Here is a 16,568-nt window from a genome sequence, read left to right as displayed (position 1 = left end):
GGAACCCCGCACGCGGAACACGGTGATCACGGTGCAAACACCGGCTACCGGAGATTGCCCCGTGTATCTCGACGCCTTCACCTGACGCCACCTCACGCCGAGCGCGTTTCCCGCCGGGGGGCTCGGGCCCGCTCTTGAAAGCACGGCACCGGAACGGGAGTTGTCCAAGGCGCGGCCGCCGTGGCGACCGGCTCGGTGGCCATCGGGTCGGGCGTGGGGACGGGAGGAGCTGACGGTCCTCGACCGACGCCCAGTCCGCGTGGCTGTCGACGTTCATCCGGCTGCACGCCACGGCGCCGACCCTCGACCACCGTCCGCATGAACGCTCCCCCGAATCCTCGCCGGCCCCCGCGTCCTCGATCCGGGCATCCACGCGTCATGCTGCCGCACGGCGCGGACAACCCGAGCACAGGCAAACCTTGCCCGCCGACGTCGGCACGGCCACCGTCATGTCCCGCGCCCGGGCTTCGAACAGGTCGGCCGGTGCCGTGCGTTGCGATGGCCTCAACCGGGTCGTCGGCCGCTCCGTGGCCGCCGCCGCCACGACGACGAGGAAGGAGCGGCCACCGGCCCGTCCGGATCGTGCGCGGCTGGCGAGCCTGGGCGAGAGCGCCTGTGTCAGTCTCCGGCAGTGGGTTTCGGGAAGAAACCGGGCCGCCCGCTCCTCCCCCGGAGAACCGATAGACGCGCGTCCTCGCGATCACGTCATCGGGTGGGTCGTCGTTTTCGATCACGACGGCTTGCCCCGGGAAGTCGAGCATGTCCCGGTAGAAGTGGTCCACGCCGTCCGGGGCCGAAGTCGGATGCCCGCGCGCCACCACACCGAGGAGGCTCTCATGGGCAGGTGTCAACGGTCGACGATCAAGGGCTGTGGCGGGACGAACTGCGTGTCGTAGCCGGCGACGGTGACGTTGTCGGCGTACTCGGGGGCCTTCCGCGGCCAGTGGTCGGCGAGGGAGCCGGCGGCTGTCGGTGCGGTCCAGCCGCGTGCGTAGACCATGTTTTCGACCAGGTCGCCGCCGAGTTGTCGGGGGTCGTTGTCGGGTCCGGCGGCGCCGTAGCGGGCGGGGTCGGGGAGAGGGAATGCGGTGGGCTGGTTCGGGCGGTATCGGGGCGATCTCTGCTTGGAGGAAATCGTCGCGGGCGGCGTGTTCCGGCCCGCACGGACCGACGACGAGGTCGTGTTCATCGACGTCGCGAGGACGTCGAGGTCGAGATCGAGGGCGTGGTCGCGGGAGGACGGGGCTGCGCACGAGGGCCGGGTCGGAGCAGCCACGTCGTGGGAGAAGAGGCCCCACTCGGATCGTCTCGCCGATCGAAGTACCGAGTGGGGCCTTTGAATCATGTCGCTCGGACGAGACGGGTCGCTATTGGCTGGGTCCATGGCCGGCCACGGCTCCGTAGACGGCGACGCCCGTCATGACGACAGTGGTCACCAGCGGGATCCATTCGCGCACGCGGTCGGCCAGGCGCCTCGTCGTCCGTCGACGTGGCGACTCCGGCAAGTCATCACTTTCCTGGTCCATCGATCCTCCTTGGTGGGGAGGCCCGTCGGGTTGCGGGCCCCACAGCTGTGGAGGCCCGCAAGGGTGCGGCGTCGTGCGAAACGCGTCGAGAGGACTTGTGATCGGTCGCGCGTTTCTTCGGACGCCACTTCACGGGGTCGATCGTCTGTTGCTCGTCCCACGTGACGTACAGGACTTCGATGGAGCCGTCTTGCTCCCGTCGTAGCTCGGGGTGCCGGTCAATCGGTGGGTCCGGGTAGGTCGTCGACGACGGCGAATCCGCCGACCATCTCGAGCAGTCGCAGCGTGAACGGGCGCAGGCACACCAAGCGCATGTGAGTATCGCGGCGGTCGGCGTGGACTCGGGCACGTACGAGTACGCCGACGACGCGGACGTCGAGGAAAGTGACGGCCCTCAGGTCGACGTACACGTCGCCGGCGTGAACGTGCTCCAGACGGGCGAGTTCGCGTTCCACAGGTGGGAGTTTGGCGATGTCGATCTCCCCGTGCAGGGTGACCACGACCCGTCCGTCGAGGGTTCTCGTCGAAGCCGGACACTGTTCGCCTGCGGCTTCGCGCGCCTCCTGTGGCCCGCGCCGTCGCCTACCTCCCGCACCGGTCGGGGTGGACGTGGGCCGGACGCGGTGGAGCCGGCGACGGCGTTCGCCGCACGTGCCGCTCATGTGGTCGGACACAGCAGTCGCGGGAGTCGGACCTTGGGGACGCAGATCTCGCCCAGTTCCGGATGTTCCACGACTTCGATCCCGGATTCGGCGCGGGCCATGTTGGGGATACAGATCTCCCCGAACTCCGGGTGCTCGACGATCTCGATGTCGACTTCGGCCCGGGCCGCCGAGGTCGCGTCCTCGTCCTCGATCGTCGCGGGGGTGGCGGGCAGGGCCGGGCTGTCGAGGAAGCAATGCCAGTGGGCGGCGATGTCGGGTTCGTCCTCGACTCGGTTGAACAGGACCAGGCAGCGCACCGCCCCTGGCTCCCCCGCTCCGGCCGCGTAGCGCCACCAGAACACGGCGCCGTCGGGGCGGCCCGCCAGGTACAGCAGACAGGCGAACACGAAGGCACCCGCGGGCATGGGGAGTTTCACGAAGTCCTCGAGGATCCCGCGGGTGTTGGGCCCGGAGACGACACCGCGGCAGACGTGTTCGAGCAGCGTCGCGGCACACAGCCGGGCGGCGTGGGCGTCGGCGAAGGCACTCATCCGCGAGGGCTGTTCACGGCCGGGCGTGGTGAGGTCGGCCAGGAGTTCCTCCTGGACGATGCGTGAGGTGAGTCGTCGCATGGCCGCGTCGGAGTCGTGGCGTGCGAAGGCGTGGTCCATGACGCGTCGGTGCTGCCGCAGCACCCGCTCGAGGGGACCCTGGCGGCTCATGCGTTCCCTTTCCCGGCGGGAACCCGTGTGACCGGGGTCGGATCCGGCGTCCGGGGGTGCAGGACACGGCGGAGTTCCTGGCGCGCGAGTTGGATGTGGGTGCGGACGGTGGACATGCTCACTCCCAAGAGGACGGAGACGTCTTGGAGGGGCAACCTCATCTGCAGATGCAGCCGGACGCAGGCGGCTCTTCTTTCGGGCATGCCCTCGACGGTCCGGAGAAAGATCTCGTAGTCGGGGACGGTGTCGCCCGGGTCGTCGAGGGTGGGTGTGGTGGAGACGACCTCCTTCGTGTCGGGGGCGGCGAAGTCCGTGGGGATCTTCTCGATCGTGCGTTGCCGGCGTCGCAGTCGATCGACCGCGCGGCTCTTGACGAATTGGTAGACGACCGCGTGCGGGGTCTGTCGGCCGCGGGCGTCCCAGCAGCGGTAGAGCTCGAACAGCGCGTCCGACGCCACTTCCTCGGCGTCGCGGTCGGAGCGCAGGATTTTGCGGGCGTATCGCGTCAGGTCCCGTTTGTTCGCGCCCCAGAACACCACGAATTCCTCGGGGGCCTCGACGAAGGTCTCGTCCGCTCGGGAGCGGGCGGATCGTGTCAGGCTCGTCGCCCGTCGGCGGGACCGACGCTCCGTCAGGCTCGCGCACAGCGTGCGGAACGCGCGCTCGAAACGAGCGTTGGGCGCGATCAACGGCCAGTCGTGGAACAGAGCCGCCAGGACGACGGTGACCACGTCGCCGGCCGCCTCGGTGGTTTCGCCGTACTCCATGGCGTAGCGCGCCAGTAGAGGTTCGATGGTGCGGCAGAACGAGACGAAGTCCGGAGGAAAGCGATTGGTCAGGTCGATCTCGACGGCTTGCTCGGGCTGATCGTTCATCGGCGGCCGTTCCTCCCCGGCGTCCCCCACGACGCGCTCCCCTCGCGGTGATCACGCACCCGCCCCCGACCGGTCACGTCACCCGGACACCCCGCCGGCGCGGTAAACGCGACGCATCGGCCTATGGCCCCCCACATCTGCTGCTTGACGCTCGACCCGAGCATGTCGCTCAACTCACTTCCCTTCCCTTGGTCCGATCGGCCCCGGCACTCGGCGGCGTGCCGTGAGACGCCACCGGGCGCGAGTGCTCTTGCTCGGTACTTCGTTCGGAAAGCTCCGTCTGTCCAAGACGGTCACGCAAAATCTTCGGTCGATCACATAATCGGCAACACGTTCTTGTTTCACCAGCCCGAATACGGATGGTATTCAAGCAATTGTCGAATTCGGCTTCCGGTCGTACTCGTTCACATCCGGATCGCACACCGAACGACCGAACCAGTCCTGTCTTCGCCCTGTACCGACCGAGCTCCACTTCTTGTGGCGCGACAGCCGGTACACGAAGTGGAAGCCCCCGACCGGATGCCGCCGGCGGCTTCGCCATCCCGCGGCCCCACCCGGCCGTCCTCGTCATGCGCCCTCCACAGCGCGGCCGGCACGGACACGATCAGGTTCCGGGGTCGACCGCCAAGGCGTACCCGACGAGTCGTTCGAACGGCCGACCGGCATCGTCGGCGATCCGGAGCGCCGCGCCGTGGCCCCGGGGGTCCGAGGCGAATTCGGCTGTGGGGTCGGTGTCCATGAAGCCGGGGAGTCGACGATGATGCGGGCGAGCGCCGGGTCGGCCTTGAGTTCGGCGAGCTTGCCTCGTGCGCGTCCGACCGGGTCAGGAGTGGTCCCGGATGCGGTCCGGGTCGGCGTCGAGGACGGTGAGGTCGGGATGGTCCCGCAGTTCCTGCTCGCGCGCCCAGTGCTGGAGGTCGGCCTTGTGGGCGGCCCGCACCATGTCGACGGTGGTGTGGGTGAGGATCGCGAGCAGGTCCGCGTTGGTCTCGCTCAGGCCGCCGTAGCGGTTGACGGGGGCGAAGAGGGAGACGGCCTCGGCGGGGAGGGTGGAGCCCGCGGCGGTGAGTCCGTCGATCAGCCATCGCCGGAACGGGGTATCCCGGGTGTCCCAGGCCGGGTCGTGGTCGTCGAACTCGGCTTCGGGATCGTCGAGATCGCGACCGGCCACCGACGAAACGGCGAGTCCCCGACGCTCCGGGACGAATCGTGGTCTGCCGCAGCGTGTGACGAAGGTCCCGCCCGATACCGGGGGTCCCCTTACGCGTACGGGAGTTGACGAAGGCCCTCGGTCCGGCAGATGCTCGCAAACAAGACGAAGCCTTTCAGATCTCGGCCTTGTGGACACGACTGGCAAAGACAAGTCTTACAAGCCATCGGCAACGTGGTTCAGGACACGGAGGAGAGTCATGCGGCGTTTACTTCCGGCACTGTCGGGCGCCATGATCCTGGCGGCAGGCGCGGGATCGGTCCCGGTTGCTGCGGCATCCCCTCGGGCTGCGGGGGTTTCGTCCCTGTCACAGACGACAAACGACGCGCAGCGATGCGACACCTACGAGGCCTACGGCATCAGGCTGTGCCTGGCCCTGGTCAGCTCGACGTTCACCGGGCAGGCAACCGTCCATGCGCCTCCTTCCAATTGCGCCGGCTACCGTGTCCATCTCTACGACTGGGCGACTGCAAGGCCGGTGGCATCCACCAGCCGCAGGCCCTGCGGTGAAACTCCCTCGAAGCAAGTGACCGCCGACGCCTCTCGCTTCCAACAGCTGACGGCATACGCGGTTCTCGAGATGTACAACAGCGCCGGCACCTCGATCCTGTACCACTCCACCCCCGAGATCACCTACTCGTAAGGGCTCGGCACACGATCCTGCAGTTCCGGACGCCGCAACCCGCACACGTCACCGCCCACTTGCCCGTGACGACTCGGGAGCGGGGACCGACGATACAGCCGTCGGCGCCACGCGCTCGTGAACGAAGGACCGGCATGCTGATCGCCGCCGACTGCTGCCCCGGGCCTCGGCCGCCCTCACCGCGATCCACGGGGGCAAGCGGGCCGCTGCCGAGCGCGTCACCACCGGCCGCAGCGGTGGGGCACCCGGTGACGGTCACGTCGAGGACGTCGGCGACCAGGGCCGCGAACTCCTCGGGGATGACGATCCGGATGCCCAGTCGCTCCGCCTTCGTCAACCACCCCGACGCGTCCGTCCGCGTCGGCTGCTGTGGATGGCATGGCCGGGAAGGAATGAACCGCCTCTGTCGGTGCGGCGCACTCGTCGGAACCGAGATCGGCGACTGCTCCACCGCCTTTGAACTCCACTTCGACCCGGAGCACGTCCGCGAGACTCCGGCACAGGTGCCCGCATCTCGTTCCCGGTCGTTGGCGACTCACCTCGTAGTCGGCGCCGGGGCAGGAACCGGAGGGTGGACGAAAGCGGAGTCCGGAGGAGGGGGGAGACGTACCGATTGCAGATCACCCGGAGCATCGCGGGTGCGCATCTTCTGCGATTCGCGATGGTTGAGGTTCGGACACAGGTGCTCAGCTTGTTCTTCAAGGTCGGCTACTGGCGACATGCGGCAGCGGGGTACCCACCGCCCCGAGCAAATCCGGTGGTACCGACAGCCTCCGGCGACAAGACTGCACCGGTGAATCCCCTGTCACCGCCGTCCGACCCGCTCCTCCTGCCGGTACGGGATCCGCGCGCCCGCGACCTCGTTCTCGACTATGCGGACATGCACGCCCTGGTTGCCGAGCTGGTTCTGCCCGGCGACGCGTCGATGTACGTCATGAGCGCGATGGAAACCTCCCGCGAGCTCATCCGGCACTCCTACTACCGGTACGAGTTCGCCACCGTCGCCGTCACGCATTCCCTGTTCGCCCTGGAGCACGTCCTCGCCGAGCGCCTGGCCACGAACGGACCGCTCCACGTCCTCATCCAGCGGGCCGCCGGCGCAGGGCTCATCACGGCCGGACTCGCCGCCGAACTCGACCGCGCCCGACTGCTGCGCGACAAGCTCACGCAAGGCGCCGAGTCAAGTGCCGCAGTCCGCCCGCTTGGAGCCGTCGCACTGGTGCGTGCCGTCTTCGATGCCGTCTCCCTGCTCCTTCGCCCACTGTCCACGGCAGAGGCGACAGCCGCCGACGCGGGCGGAGCACAGCCCGAAGGGGGACTCGCCCGGCTGTGGGAGGACCACCTGCGTGCACTGTTCCCCGACGGCTTCCGCGGCGTGGACTTCGACGGCGTGGACCTGGTTCTCCTAGACGCCGACGTCGCCGGCCTCGTGCACACGGAACTGAAGGGCGGACTCGACGACAGTGGCATCGCCTACCTCTGGGGCCGCATCGCCGACCTCGACAAGATCGTTCCTCTGATCAACGAGGAGTACTGTGCCTCCTACTTCACGAAACTTCGGACGATGGCCCAGGTCGCGGCAGCGCCCTACATCCCCACCGCGACCGACCACGGGGGGTGAAACAGACTCGGGGTCTCCCATGACCACCTCGGCAGGGTCTGGCTCGGTCCTGTTCGCCGATCCTCTCGGGTCGCTTGACCGTCTTGCCCACGTCATAGCGGGTGGCGGGCTGCTTGTTCTTCGAGCCGAGGGGCCTGCCGGGGCCGGGCCGGTTCGGTTTTGGTGCACGGGCCCGGGCATGGCAGGTGCACGCGGAGGTTCCGAAACCCCCGCCGGACTCGGGCCGGGGCGAGCCGGCCAGGCTCCACCCGTCGCTCCCAGGGGCGGCGTAGGTCCTCGGCCAGCGGACGGGCGAGCCGGAGCTGGGTATGGGCGGTCCAGCGGTCCGCGGCCTCGGCCCACTGACCGCCAGCGGTCAGGTCCTGAACCACGCGGCGGACCTGGACGGCGGTGGCCTCGGCAACATCATTCTCGGGCCCGAGACGGACGGCGTCCAGCAGCCGGCACCAGGAGGTGCGGCCTGATTCGAGGGCGGCGACGAAGGAGTACGGCCGGCCGGGGATCATCAGGTGCTGGTCCCGGCCGCGGCCGTAGGTGTGGCAGAACAGCCTGTCAGGGCTGCACTCGGCGTCCGGCCGCAGCCAGTTGCTCACATCCACCGCCGGCACGAGCCGCCCGTCGGCGGCCTTGGGCTGGGGCAGCGCGGCCAGCGTCCGCCGCAGACACCCGGCATCGATCCGCCCGCAGTGAAGGGCGCCGTACAACGCGCCGTGCCCACGGCGGTGCTCAGCCGGCAGCGTCAGATCCACCGGCGTCCTCACCGGCCCGTCCGCGCACAGCAGCGCGTCGGTCGACTCGAACAGTTCGTCACCGTGTGCGGACAGGCACGCATAGAAGTCGTCCCGGAAGTGTGACGCCACAGCGAACGGCTCACGCTGGGCATCGTGATGCAGCGGGCGCAATCTTCCACGGCCTTCGTACTGGGCGGGTGTCTCTTTGGTCGGAGCACAGGATCAGGCGAAGGCCGTGCTCACGTCCCCGGAATCCTCGTACGGGTGATCACGTTCGGGGCGTTGTTCGAAGTCGGACCATAAAGGACAAGCTCAGCTTGCTCCGCAACTCGTCCAGCCACGCGGAATCGGAGTCATCCGACTCCAGGCGATGTGGCACACGATCGCGGTGTCGGCGTTGCCGTGGAGGAGCACGGTGTCCCGGTCGAAGTTCTTCCGCTCCCCCTTGTCGACGTTGGTGATCGTGGGGGGGGTGATGCGCTCCTGCCGGCCGAACCTCCCGGCGCTGGAGAGGGCCCAGTAGATCTCGTCGGAGAAGCCGCCGTCGTTGGACTCGCGCTGACACTCGAACGCGTACAAGTCCACCCGCGCGACGAACGACGCCAACGCGCCCGGGTCCATGGGCGTCGAGGAGGTCACGAACGTCGCGCCGTACCCGTAGGCGGCCTGATCGGGTGAGGGCAACGTCTGGGACGACGAGGAGTTCGATCAGGCCGGGGACCCGCTCGCGAAATGTCGGCCGCGGGCAGCCCAGAACCGGGCAGACCACGCGCCGCACCCGCACCGACCCCCCGACCCTCCGCCCGTCCACCGGCACATCTGCGATCACTCGCCCGTGGAAACCGTGATCCTGTCTGGTCGGTTGTCCGCACTCGGACATGCCACCGGATCGTCCCGGGTCCGCGCCGACACCCTGATGAACTCGCCCTCACCCGTCAAGCAGGCGACGACCAAGGCAGACAACCCCGAAAACACCACACCCACAAGCTCGTTGACGTCACGCATGCCATTTACCGTTTGACGCGGCTGCGGATCGCGAGGACGGCGAGGGCCAGCAGGACTGGTTCGAGAAAGCGTGACGCCATCTCGATCTCGCTGCCCGTCGGGGTGAGGTCTTGGCCGGAGGCACGGAAGAAAACCGAGTTCACCGCGACGTGGGTGGCCTTTCTCGCGCGTTTGGCGGTGAGGCGGTCGGCGATCGGTCCCGACACGACGGGGTCGACGGAGTCGGTGTGTAGATCGAGTGGTTGTCCGGTCATGGGGAGCGTTCCGGTGGTGCGGGGTGTGGTGTCGTTGGTCGGCAGACCCCACCACATCAGCGACAGGATCGTCACGGTCATCGTAAGCACCAGCCAGGTCACCGCCCGGGTTGCTCGTAGGCCATAGCCGGACACGGCCCAGTAGAGGGTGACCAGTGTGCGTTCGGCGCAAGGACGTTCGGGGTCGTTGCGACGCATCTCCATCTCGCCGTAGTAGAAGTCGGCGGCGTCGGGTTCGTTCTTGTTGTCCTCGAAGGCTTTGCGCAGGTCGCGGTAGACGGGGGCGATGTCGTCGGGTCCGGGGGTTTGGTCCGGGTCGGGGTGGTGGGGTCCCGGGGTCCACTCGCGGTCGGTGGGTGCGGTGGGGTTGGTGGGTGGGGTGCGCGTGGCGCGCCAGTGGTGTTCCTCGGCCAGGACTCGGCGGCGGGTCCATCGCCTGGAGACGAGGTGGTGCCAGTGGACGCCGGTGGGGGCGGGGGCGAAGCGGGTGCGGCCGGTGAGGCGGACTTGGTCGAGGTGGACGGCGCCGGTGAACCGGCAGCCGGCGAGGTCGGTGTCGGTCAGGACCAGGTGTGCGGTGTCGACTCCGCGCAGCGAGGCGACGCGGACGTCTGGGGACGGCGATGGTGTGGTGGTGGTCAGGAGGGTTTCCGGCAGTGGTGTTCCGTTGTGTGTGGTGAAAGGGGTGTGGTGGGTGGCGACCGAGAGGGGATGAGTCACCACGGCGTCGGTGAGGTCGAGGAGCGCGTGGCGCAGGCGCAGGGTGGCGGTGGCGTCCCAGCGGGTTCGACGGCAGAGCACGACGGGGGCGGCCGCTTCGATGGTCACGGGGACTTCGAAGACGGCGCGCGACAGGTCGAGGCGTCCTCCGACGACCAGGGGCCCCAGCCCTGCGGCGGCGAAGCGCGTGTTGGTCAAGCGCACGTCGCGGGTGAAGGCGGCGCCGCCGAACCAGGCCTCGTTGTGGAAGGTCGCGCCTCCGAACCAGGCGTGGTCGTGGAAGGTCGCGTAGAAGAACAGGGCGGGTCCGTTCAGTGTCGTTCGGTCGAACCGGGCCTGACCGGTGAATATCGTGCGGCTGAACGAGGCTGTGTCCGAGAACGTGGCGTGTTCGAAGTGGGCTTCCGCGGCGAACGACGCGCCCTCGAACTGGGCGGAACGGGCGAACGACGCGCGCGAGAACGTGGCGACGTCGGAGAACGAGGCGCCCCCGAACCAGGCGGCGTTGGAGAACGACACGTGTTCGAACCCGACGGGGCCGCGGAACGAGGTGTGCTCGAACCAGGCGGCGTTGGAGAACGACGCGTCCCAAAACTCGGCTTGTGCGGCGAAGACCGCACGGCTGAAGCGGGTGTCACCGGAGAAGGTCACCCCGTTGAACTGTGCCTCGGCGGAGAACGAGGCGTGGTCGAATCGGACGGCTGCGGCGAACGACGCTCCGTCGAAGTGGGCCATCCGCGAGAACGACGCGTGCTCGAAGCGGATGTCCGCGGAGAACGAGGCCCCCGCGAACATGGCGGCGAAGAAGGACGCGTGGTCGAACACGGTGGTACTCGAGAACGACGCTTGCTCGAACCCGACGGCGTGGGAGAACGAGGCGTGATCGAATCGGACGGCTCCGGCGAACGACGCGCCGTCGAAGCGGGCGACGTCGGAGAACGACGCGTGCTCGAATCGAGCGGCTCCGAACCGAGGTCCGCCCGTCGCCGGATCGTGCAGGGCTGCCAGCAGGTCATTCAGCAGCGGATGGGTGAAGGTGGTGCCGCGATAGTCGATGTCGTCGCCCGGGGACAGGCCCGTCAGATGGGAGATGCGGTCGGTGGGTGTCAGGTGGGCGAGGCACCCCGTGGATCCGGGGACACGGACACCTCGGCAACCGACCGGGTTGGTGGTTGTCGCTCCCGAGGCGCAGTGCGTCCACGCGGGCGGGGAGGGCGAGGGAAGGGGCGGCGATGTCATGTCGCCGGAGACTATGCCGAGCGCTCGGGGATCGGACAGCACTCGCCTCGGCCCGGGGCAGAAAAGAGCGGCGAGTCGTCGGAGATGCGGTAGGGAAAGTGGGTCAACAGCCAACGCACACGGGACGATTCGTCGAGCGAGGAACGCGCGCGGCTGCTCACCGAACTCGGCATGCGGTGGTGGGACGGGGAGTTGGTCGTTCGTCGAGCCGGTGGGCGCCCGAGAGACTCGGGCCGTGACGGGTTCGTCCCCAGGCGCGGGTCGCTGCGTTCCACGTGTTCGAGGTGGCGGCGCCGGTCAGAGCGGATCCGCGAACGCGGTGACGTGCCTCACCACTTCGGTGAAGCGTTCCGGGCAGGCGTCGGAGGCGGGTCCTTGTCGGCGGCGCCAGGCGGCGTAGGAGTTCTCGAAGCGCTCCACGCCCAAGTCGAATGTCGCGGCGGTGTACTGCCCAGCCACGGTCGACGGGTAGGAGATCGTCGGCCGGGTCGACCCTCGGGGCACCGCGATATGGACCGCGGTGGGGATGTCGTCGATCAACTCGTGCAGGGCGAGGGCCGATTCCCCGCAACACCACCGCCCGAGGGGCCCGCAAGCACACCGCCAACAGGTCCGCGTGGGCGGTCTCCGCCGCGTCGGCCCGCCGATACACACGCCGCAGCAACTCGTCGACCGTCCCAACCTCGACCAGGGATACCAGGTCACGGGACGAAAGCCGCGCCGCCGCACGCGCCTGCGCCGTGGTGAACGTCGGCGCCAAAGCGGCCCAACCCGAAGTATCGACCGGTCCTCCTCCACACCACCCATGTACCGAACACCACCCCTTTGGTGTTTGGACGGGGTGGATTCGATACAGCCGACGCCCGGGCACAGCGCGGACCTGCGCCTCGACGGCGCCGGGTATCCGGCGGGTGGTCACGGCCGACGGCAGGTACGACGACGTAACGGGGTAAGGGCGCAGCGGCGGGCGAGATAGGGCCCGGCGCGGCACGGGTGGCAGGAGTCGGAACACGGTGACCGGCGCGGTGGCGGACGTTGGCGGTGGGGTGGTGGCAGGCGTGGGCGGGGCTCGGGCGCGGCGCGGTATGCCACGATCACCGGCCAGGTGTCGGGCGCGCCCCGGGTCAGCCGGCCGATCTTGTCGCCGTCGATCGTGCCGGCGAAGGGTAGGAACCCGTCGGGCTCGGGCCAGACGGTGAGCGCATGGAACTGGGGGTGACGCTCGCGGAGGTGGCGGCAACGCAGGCGACGTTGACCAGGGCGGTGGCGAGCACCCAGGCGTCGACATACGGCACGAGCAGGTCGAACGCCTCCTCGGCGCGGCCGTGCCGGGCGAGCAGACTCGTATAGGCGTCCAAAGCCATCGGGTTCCCGGCCTCCATACGCATCCGGGCGATGTCGATCGCCTCGTCGACGCGGCCCCAGCCCTCCGGCAACCCGGCTGCGGCAACAACGGCCGTCCACCGGCCCGTTGCCGCATACGGAGCGAGCACCTCCCACGCATCGGGCTCCCGGCCCCGATCACCCAGCAACCGTGCCCACGCCAACGCGCAGAACCACTGCCCGTGTCCGGCCTGCGACTTCACCACGTCGGCACGGCCTCGTTCGAGCGGCCGCGCAACCAGCTCCGGCGGAATGCAGCCGGACCGCGTCCGGGCCCGGAAGTCGAGATCGGTGGCGTCCACCACCGGGCACCGTAGCGCCCGGCCCCGACACCGGGACGACCCCACCGACGACTTCGCATCGGACCGGTGGAGACGACCGGCAGGGTCCCGCGTCGGCGCGGCGCTTGGCGATTGGGGTTGCTGTCGTAGCCCTTGTCGCGCACGAGTTGCTCGGACGTCACGACCTCGTCCCACGGATGTCACCGAGCGAAGGCCCCTACCTGCCACCGGACACCGGCACTCACCGAACGAGACCGGGGCGGCTCGTGAGCCGCCGCGTCTACCGAAGCCGTACGCGGCTGCGACCGCGGCACGACTCCGCCGGGCCTCGGATACCGCGAGCGCGGGCAGATGACGTCAGAAGACGGGCTCCGGCGGGCCGGGCCAGGTGTCGGGGTCGAGCATCTGCCACAGGGTGTGGGGCAACCCTTCGGCGCCCCTGTCGTCGACCTGTCTCATCCACGGTGACGGGGACAGCAGCCGGCACAGTTCGGGGGTGACGCTCTCCTCGATCGTCGTGCGCAGGGTGTCGGGGACGGGATCGTCGACCTGGCACAACCACCCCAGCGCGGCACCCACGCGGACCTCGGCGGGGCGGGCGGGGTCCGACCACAGGGCGCGGGTGAACGCGGTGGCGTCCTCGTGCCGGTGTTCCCGGGCCAGTTGCGCGATCGCCAGGAGCATTCCGGCACGCACCCGCGCGTGGTCCTCGACCCGAAACCGGGCGTGCAGCGCGGCGGAGATCTCCCCAGCCCGCGACGAGGCCGCCGCCAGGGCGTACGCGGCAACCTCCCGTATTCCGGGATCCGGGTCGTCCAAGAGCGTGATCGGGAGGTGCGCGTCTGCGGCGATCACGTCCCCGCGCCGCCTCGACCGTCCAGTTCTGAAGGTAGCCGCCCACGTCGAAGCGCCAGTCGTCGTCGGGATCGGCGACTCGCAGCAGACCCGCACGGGACCCGTCGTCCCAATACCGGCGACGCGCCACGACCGCCGCCAACCGAAGCGCGCCCACGCGGGGGTGCGCGCGGGGGTCCGCGGCGATCCGCACCAGGAACGGCACCGTCAGCGGCGCCACCGAACCGCGCGTGCCCTGATGGCAGATCGAGTTCCCCAACGACCCGAGCCCATCCCGCGCCGTCACGACATCGGCCGAACGCATCTCCCGCAGGAGGCCAGGGACGTCCCCACCGGAGCCGTAGGCGTGGGCGAACCGGCCCCACGGCACCCGGTCGTAGACGAAACCGTCCCGCACCCCGACCGGCATCCGCGCCACCACCACCCGCACATCCCGGTCGGTCCCCTCCCACCGCTGCGACCAGTGCTCCGCCCGCGATGGCTCCGTACCGCTCCCCGCCTCCCGCAACGATCCCTCCATGTCTCGTGCAACGCCCGCGCGTCGACACCGTCGTCCGCCCTCGCCCGCCCCCGAACCCCGGGCCCGGCGCCGCCTCGACCCTCGACGCCGTCACACACTCCGATCCTCCCCCGCCCGGCGCAAGTGCCGGTCGGCTTCCCGAACGTGGTGAGGGATGTCCGGGCGACGCCCAACGCCGTCCGGACGGTTGAGCTTCCCGGACTGTTTCGCTCCTTGCCAGCCTCCCATGATGCCGAGACACCGACGCGGACCGCCCTCGAAGCGCCCGATCGTCGCGGCCGCCACCGAGCCGTCAAAAGGGCGGGTCGTCGGCGCATCCCTCGGCCTCTGCCCAGGGGCCGCCGTCGGCCACCGAGCATCGGAACGGGGCCGGGTCGGGCAACTGCCGCAGGATGCGGGGCAATCCGGCGCCGTCGCGGTCGACCCGGCCCGGCCGGGGCAGGCCCGGCCAGGGCACCGAGACCATCACACGATCGAGCTCGGGGGTGACGCACTCGTCGAGGACGGCACGCAGGTCGTCCGGCACAAGATCCTCGACCAGACACAACCACCCCACGGCGGCGCCCACCTGGACCTTGGCCGGGCGCGCGGGGTCCGACCACGTGGCGCGGGTGAAGGCGGCGGCATCCTCGTGTCGGTGTTCTCGGGCCGACTGCGCAATCGCCAGGACCAGGCTTGCGCGTACACGCGCGTGGTCCTCGATCCGGAAGCGATCGTGCAGGGCGGCGGAAATCTCCCCGGCCCGACCCGAGGCCGCAGCCAGGGCGTACGCGGCCGCCTCCCGATGTCGGGGTCCGGGTCGTCCGGGAGCGCGATCGGGATGTGCGCGTCCGCGGCGATCGCGCCGCGCGCCGCCTCCACGGTCCAGTTCCGGAAGTAGCCGCCCACATCGAAGTGCCCGTGGTCGCCGACGGAATCGGCCACCCGCAACAGATCGGCGCGGGAATCCTCCTGACAATCACAGCGCGCCACCATCGCGACCGGTTCCAGCGTGTCCGCCCGGTGGTGCCCGGCACGGTACCCGCAGGCGGGAGCGGTCCGTCGAACGCCCGGCGTGCAGGCCGCTTCCGCTCGCCGAGCTCGCCAAGCTCGTCAAGCTCGGCGAGCTCGGCGAGCTCGGTGGCCGGGTGCGGTTACGAATGCGCGGCCAGGAACGGCAGGACGACCTCGGCCATCTCGTCGGGCACTTCCTCCGCGAGGTCGTGGCCGGCGTCGAATACGTGTCCGGTGACGTCGTGGGCCATGAGCCGCATCTGGGACTCGTTGCGGTCGCCGATGAACGCGGATCCGCCGAGGGCCAGGATCGGGATGTCCAGTTTCTTCTGCGCGGCCCGCCGGTTCTGTTCGGCGTCGACGAGCATCGCGCGGTAGATGGAGAGCATCGCGCGAATGCCGCCGGGCATGGAGTAGCAGCGCACGTATTCCTCGACCGCGTCGGAGCCGGCGCTGTCCGGGTGGCTGCGCTCGAACTTGATCATGTACGTGATCAACTCCCGCTCGTGTCCGGCGATCAGCATCTCGGGTACGTCCGGCTGGAAGTAGAAGCCCAGATGCCACAGGTGCATGCCGGCGGCGACATTCTCCGGAGTGAGGGCCGTGTGGTCCTCGAAGCCGAATCCGGGGAACAGGGCTTCGGCGAACACGAGGGCGGTGACCTGGTCGCGGTGGCGGGCGGCGAGTTGGTAGCCGATCACCGCTCCCCAGTCCTCGCCCGCCACGGCGTACGTCTCGTGTCCGAGGTGGTTCATCAACTCGGCGATGTCGTCGCTCATCGTCGCGGAGTCGTAGCCGTCCGCGGGGCGGGCGGAGTCGCCGAGGCCGCGCAGGTCCGGTACGACGACGGTGTAGTGGGGCGTCAGCTTCGGGACCAGGTGGCGCCAGTGGTAGCCGGTCTTGGGCACGCCGTGCAGGAGTACCAGCGCGGGGCCGGACCCGGCCGTGCGGTAGTGCAGACTCGTTCCGTTGACGGCGGCTCGGCCCGTGCGGACGGGCATCTCGTCGTGGTCGGACATCATGTTCGCCAACCTTTCTGTTGCACTTCGCGATACTGGTTTCAGTGGGTTCGCGCAGGGTCGACGACGGTCACCAGGCGGCTCGGTCCGGTGCCGTCCGTGGTTGTCCGGGCAGTGATACGGCCGGCGGAGCGCAGAATGACGTTCTCCGGGTAGAGCCGACCGAGCAGGGCCAGTACGACGAGGTCGTCCTGGCCGGTCGCGTCCACGATGACGTCGCCTGCTTGCGTCCACACCAGTCCCGGTGCGCGCAGTGCGGACCACACGGTCGCGGTGCGAGGCGCGGCATCGGAGTGCGCGTCGCCTGCGGCGGGGTCCGGCCGGTGG

17 protein-coding genes and 3 pseudogenes are annotated in these 16,568 nt (G+C 69.5%); 3 read left to right on the top strand and 17 right to left on the bottom strand.

Annotated features, from left to right (window positions below):
* Window positions 1-847: 847 nt before the first annotated feature.
* The 6 genes from GT354_RS52200 to GT354_RS52180 form a co-directional block, all read right to left on the bottom strand.
* Window positions 848-1,276 carry a hypothetical protein gene (locus tag GT354_RS52200; protein WP_161365579.1) on the bottom strand — a complete coding sequence of 143 codons (429 nt, stop codon included), beginning with the start codon at window positions 1,274-1,276 and terminating at the stop codon, window positions 848-850.
* A 91-nt stretch (window positions 1,277-1,367) separates the two neighbouring features.
* Window positions 1,368-1,526 carry a hypothetical protein gene (locus tag GT354_RS52195; RefSeq protein ID WP_161365577.1) on the bottom strand — a complete coding sequence of 53 codons (159 nt, stop codon included), beginning with the start codon at window positions 1,524-1,526 and terminating at the stop codon, window positions 1,368-1,370.
* A 218-nt stretch (window positions 1,527-1,744) separates the two neighbouring features.
* Entirely contained in the window at window positions 1,745-2,188 is a 444-nt protein-coding gene (locus GT354_RS56235; RefSeq protein WP_272924065.1) for an STAS domain-containing protein, read from the bottom strand.
* Window positions 2,185-2,892 carry a hypothetical protein gene (locus GT354_RS53220; protein WP_202513245.1) on the bottom strand — a complete coding sequence of 236 codons (708 nt, stop codon included), beginning with the start codon at window positions 2,890-2,892 and terminating at the stop codon, window positions 2,185-2,187. The genes GT354_RS56235 and GT354_RS53220 overlap by 4 nt, the downstream gene beginning before the upstream one ends.
* Window positions 2,889-3,767: an RNA polymerase sigma factor gene (locus GT354_RS52185; protein WP_161365573.1), complete on the bottom strand. Its 879-nt coding sequence runs from the start codon at window positions 3,765-3,767 to the stop codon at window positions 2,889-2,891. The genes GT354_RS53220 and GT354_RS52185 overlap by 4 nt, the downstream gene beginning before the upstream one ends.
* Before the next feature lie 823 nt (window positions 3,768-4,590).
* Window positions 4,591-4,938 carry a hypothetical protein gene (locus GT354_RS52180; protein ID WP_161365571.1) on the bottom strand — a complete coding sequence of 116 codons (348 nt, stop codon included), beginning with the start codon at window positions 4,936-4,938 and terminating at the stop codon, window positions 4,591-4,593.
* 238 nt (window positions 4,939-5,176) lie between these two features.
* Between GT354_RS52180 and GT354_RS52175 the strand changes: the two genes are divergently transcribed.
* Window positions 5,177-5,620 (top strand): hypothetical protein, encoded by a 444-nt coding sequence (locus tag GT354_RS52175; RefSeq protein WP_161365569.1) that lies wholly within the window; start codon window positions 5,177-5,179, stop codon window positions 5,618-5,620.
* Here the strand turns inward: GT354_RS52175 and GT354_RS52170 are convergent.
* Complete coding sequence (locus GT354_RS52170) at window positions 5,607-5,957, bottom strand: hypothetical protein (RefSeq protein WP_161365567.1); 351 nt, start codon at window positions 5,955-5,957, stop codon at window positions 5,607-5,609. The genes GT354_RS52175 and GT354_RS52170 overlap by 14 nt on opposite strands.
* Before the next feature lie 456 nt (window positions 5,958-6,413).
* On the opposite strand from GT354_RS52170, the gene GT354_RS52165 reads away from it, so the two are divergent.
* Window positions 6,414-7,241, top strand: a complete 828-nt coding sequence (locus GT354_RS52165) for a hypothetical protein (protein WP_237536302.1) — start codon at window positions 6,414-6,416, stop codon at window positions 7,239-7,241.
* Window positions 7,242-7,275: 34 nt separating this feature from the next.
* Here the strand turns inward: GT354_RS52165 and GT354_RS52160 are convergent.
* From GT354_RS52160 to GT354_RS52130, 8 genes and pseudogenes are all read right to left on the bottom strand, one after another.
* Window positions 7,276-8,143 (bottom strand): annotated as a pseudogene (locus GT354_RS52160) (transposase); the annotation flags it as partial.
* Between the two features lie 141 nt (window positions 8,144-8,284).
* On the bottom strand, window positions 8,285-8,656 hold the full coding sequence (locus tag GT354_RS52155) for a hypothetical protein (protein WP_161365565.1): 372 nt from the start codon (window positions 8,654-8,656) through the stop codon (window positions 8,285-8,287).
* Window positions 8,604-8,947: pseudogene (locus GT354_RS57005) on the bottom strand (transposase family protein); the annotation flags it as partial. The pseudogene GT354_RS57005 and the gene GT354_RS52155, both read right to left, overlap by 53 nt.
* 35 nt (window positions 8,948-8,982) lie before the next feature.
* Window positions 8,983-11,190, bottom strand: coding sequence for a pentapeptide repeat-containing protein (locus tag GT354_RS52150; protein ID WP_161365563.1), 2,208 nt, complete (start codon window positions 11,188-11,190; stop codon window positions 8,983-8,985).
* 297 nt (window positions 11,191-11,487) lie between these two features.
* On the bottom strand, window positions 11,488-11,649 hold the full coding sequence (locus GT354_RS55560) for a hypothetical protein (RefSeq protein ID WP_237536301.1): 162 nt from the start codon (window positions 11,647-11,649) through the stop codon (window positions 11,488-11,490).
* A 665-nt stretch (window positions 11,650-12,314) separates the two neighbouring features.
* Entirely contained in the window at window positions 12,315-12,875 is a 561-nt protein-coding gene (locus GT354_RS52140; protein WP_161365561.1) for a hypothetical protein, read from the bottom strand.
* Between the two features lie 336 nt (window positions 12,876-13,211).
* Window positions 13,212-13,709, bottom strand: a complete 498-nt coding sequence (locus GT354_RS52135) for a hypothetical protein (RefSeq protein ID WP_161365559.1) — start codon at window positions 13,707-13,709, stop codon at window positions 13,212-13,214.
* A gap of 812 nt (window positions 13,710-14,521) precedes the next feature.
* Window positions 14,522-14,797 carry a hypothetical protein gene (locus GT354_RS52130; protein WP_161365557.1) on the bottom strand — a complete coding sequence of 92 codons (276 nt, stop codon included), beginning with the start codon at window positions 14,795-14,797 and terminating at the stop codon, window positions 14,522-14,524.
* A 63-nt stretch (window positions 14,798-14,860) separates the two neighbouring features.
* On the opposite strand from GT354_RS52130, the gene GT354_RS52125 reads away from it, so the two are divergent.
* Window positions 14,861-15,109 carry a hypothetical protein gene (locus GT354_RS52125; RefSeq protein WP_161365555.1) on the top strand — a complete coding sequence of 83 codons (249 nt, stop codon included), beginning with the start codon at window positions 14,861-14,863 and terminating at the stop codon, window positions 15,107-15,109.
* A 253-nt stretch (window positions 15,110-15,362) separates the two neighbouring features.
* On the opposite strand, the gene GT354_RS52120 is transcribed toward GT354_RS52125, so the two are convergent.
* The gene (locus tag GT354_RS52120) at window positions 15,363-16,244 is read right to left on the bottom strand and encodes an alpha/beta hydrolase (protein ID WP_161365553.1); all 882 of its coding nucleotides are present in this window, start codon (window positions 16,242-16,244) and stop codon (window positions 15,363-15,365) included.
* A 38-nt stretch (window positions 16,245-16,282) separates the two neighbouring features.
* A pseudogene (locus GT354_RS52115) lies at window positions 16,283-16,568 on the bottom strand (hypothetical protein); the annotation flags it as partial.

The sequence above is a fragment of the Streptomyces sp. SID3343 genome (genome assembly GCF_009865215.1).
In the GTDB taxonomy this organism is placed as follows: domain Bacteria; phylum Actinomycetota; class Actinomycetes; order Streptomycetales; family Streptomycetaceae; genus Embleya.
This window is presented reverse-complemented; position numbering and strand designations above follow the sequence as displayed.

Excerpts from the sequence above, each read along its gene's own strand:
- GT354_RS52195 (WP_161365577.1), bottom strand. The coding sequence starts at position 1,526 with ATGGACCAGGAAAGTGATGACTTGCCGGAGTCGCCACGTCGACGGACG.
- GT354_RS56235 (WP_272924065.1), bottom strand. The coding sequence starts at position 2,188 with ATGAGCGGCACGTGCGGCGAACGCCGTCGCCGGCTCCACCGCGTCCGG.
- GT354_RS53220 (WP_202513245.1), bottom strand. The coding sequence starts at position 2,892 with ATGAGCCGCCAGGGTCCCCTCGAGCGGGTGCTGCGGCAGCACCGACGC.
- GT354_RS52185 (WP_161365573.1), bottom strand. The coding sequence starts at position 3,767 with ATGAACGATCAGCCCGAGCAAGCCGTCGAGATCGACCTGACCAATCGC.
- GT354_RS52175 (WP_161365569.1), top strand. The coding sequence starts at position 5,177 with ATGCGGCGTTTACTTCCGGCACTGTCGGGCGCCATGATCCTGGCGGCA.
- GT354_RS52150 (WP_161365563.1), bottom strand. The coding sequence starts at position 11,190 with ATGACATCGCCGCCCCTTCCCTCGCCCTCCCCGCCCGCGTGGACGCAC.
- GT354_RS52120 (WP_161365553.1), bottom strand. The coding sequence starts at position 16,244 with ATGATGTCCGACCACGACGAGATGCCCGTCCGCACGGGCCGAGCCGCC.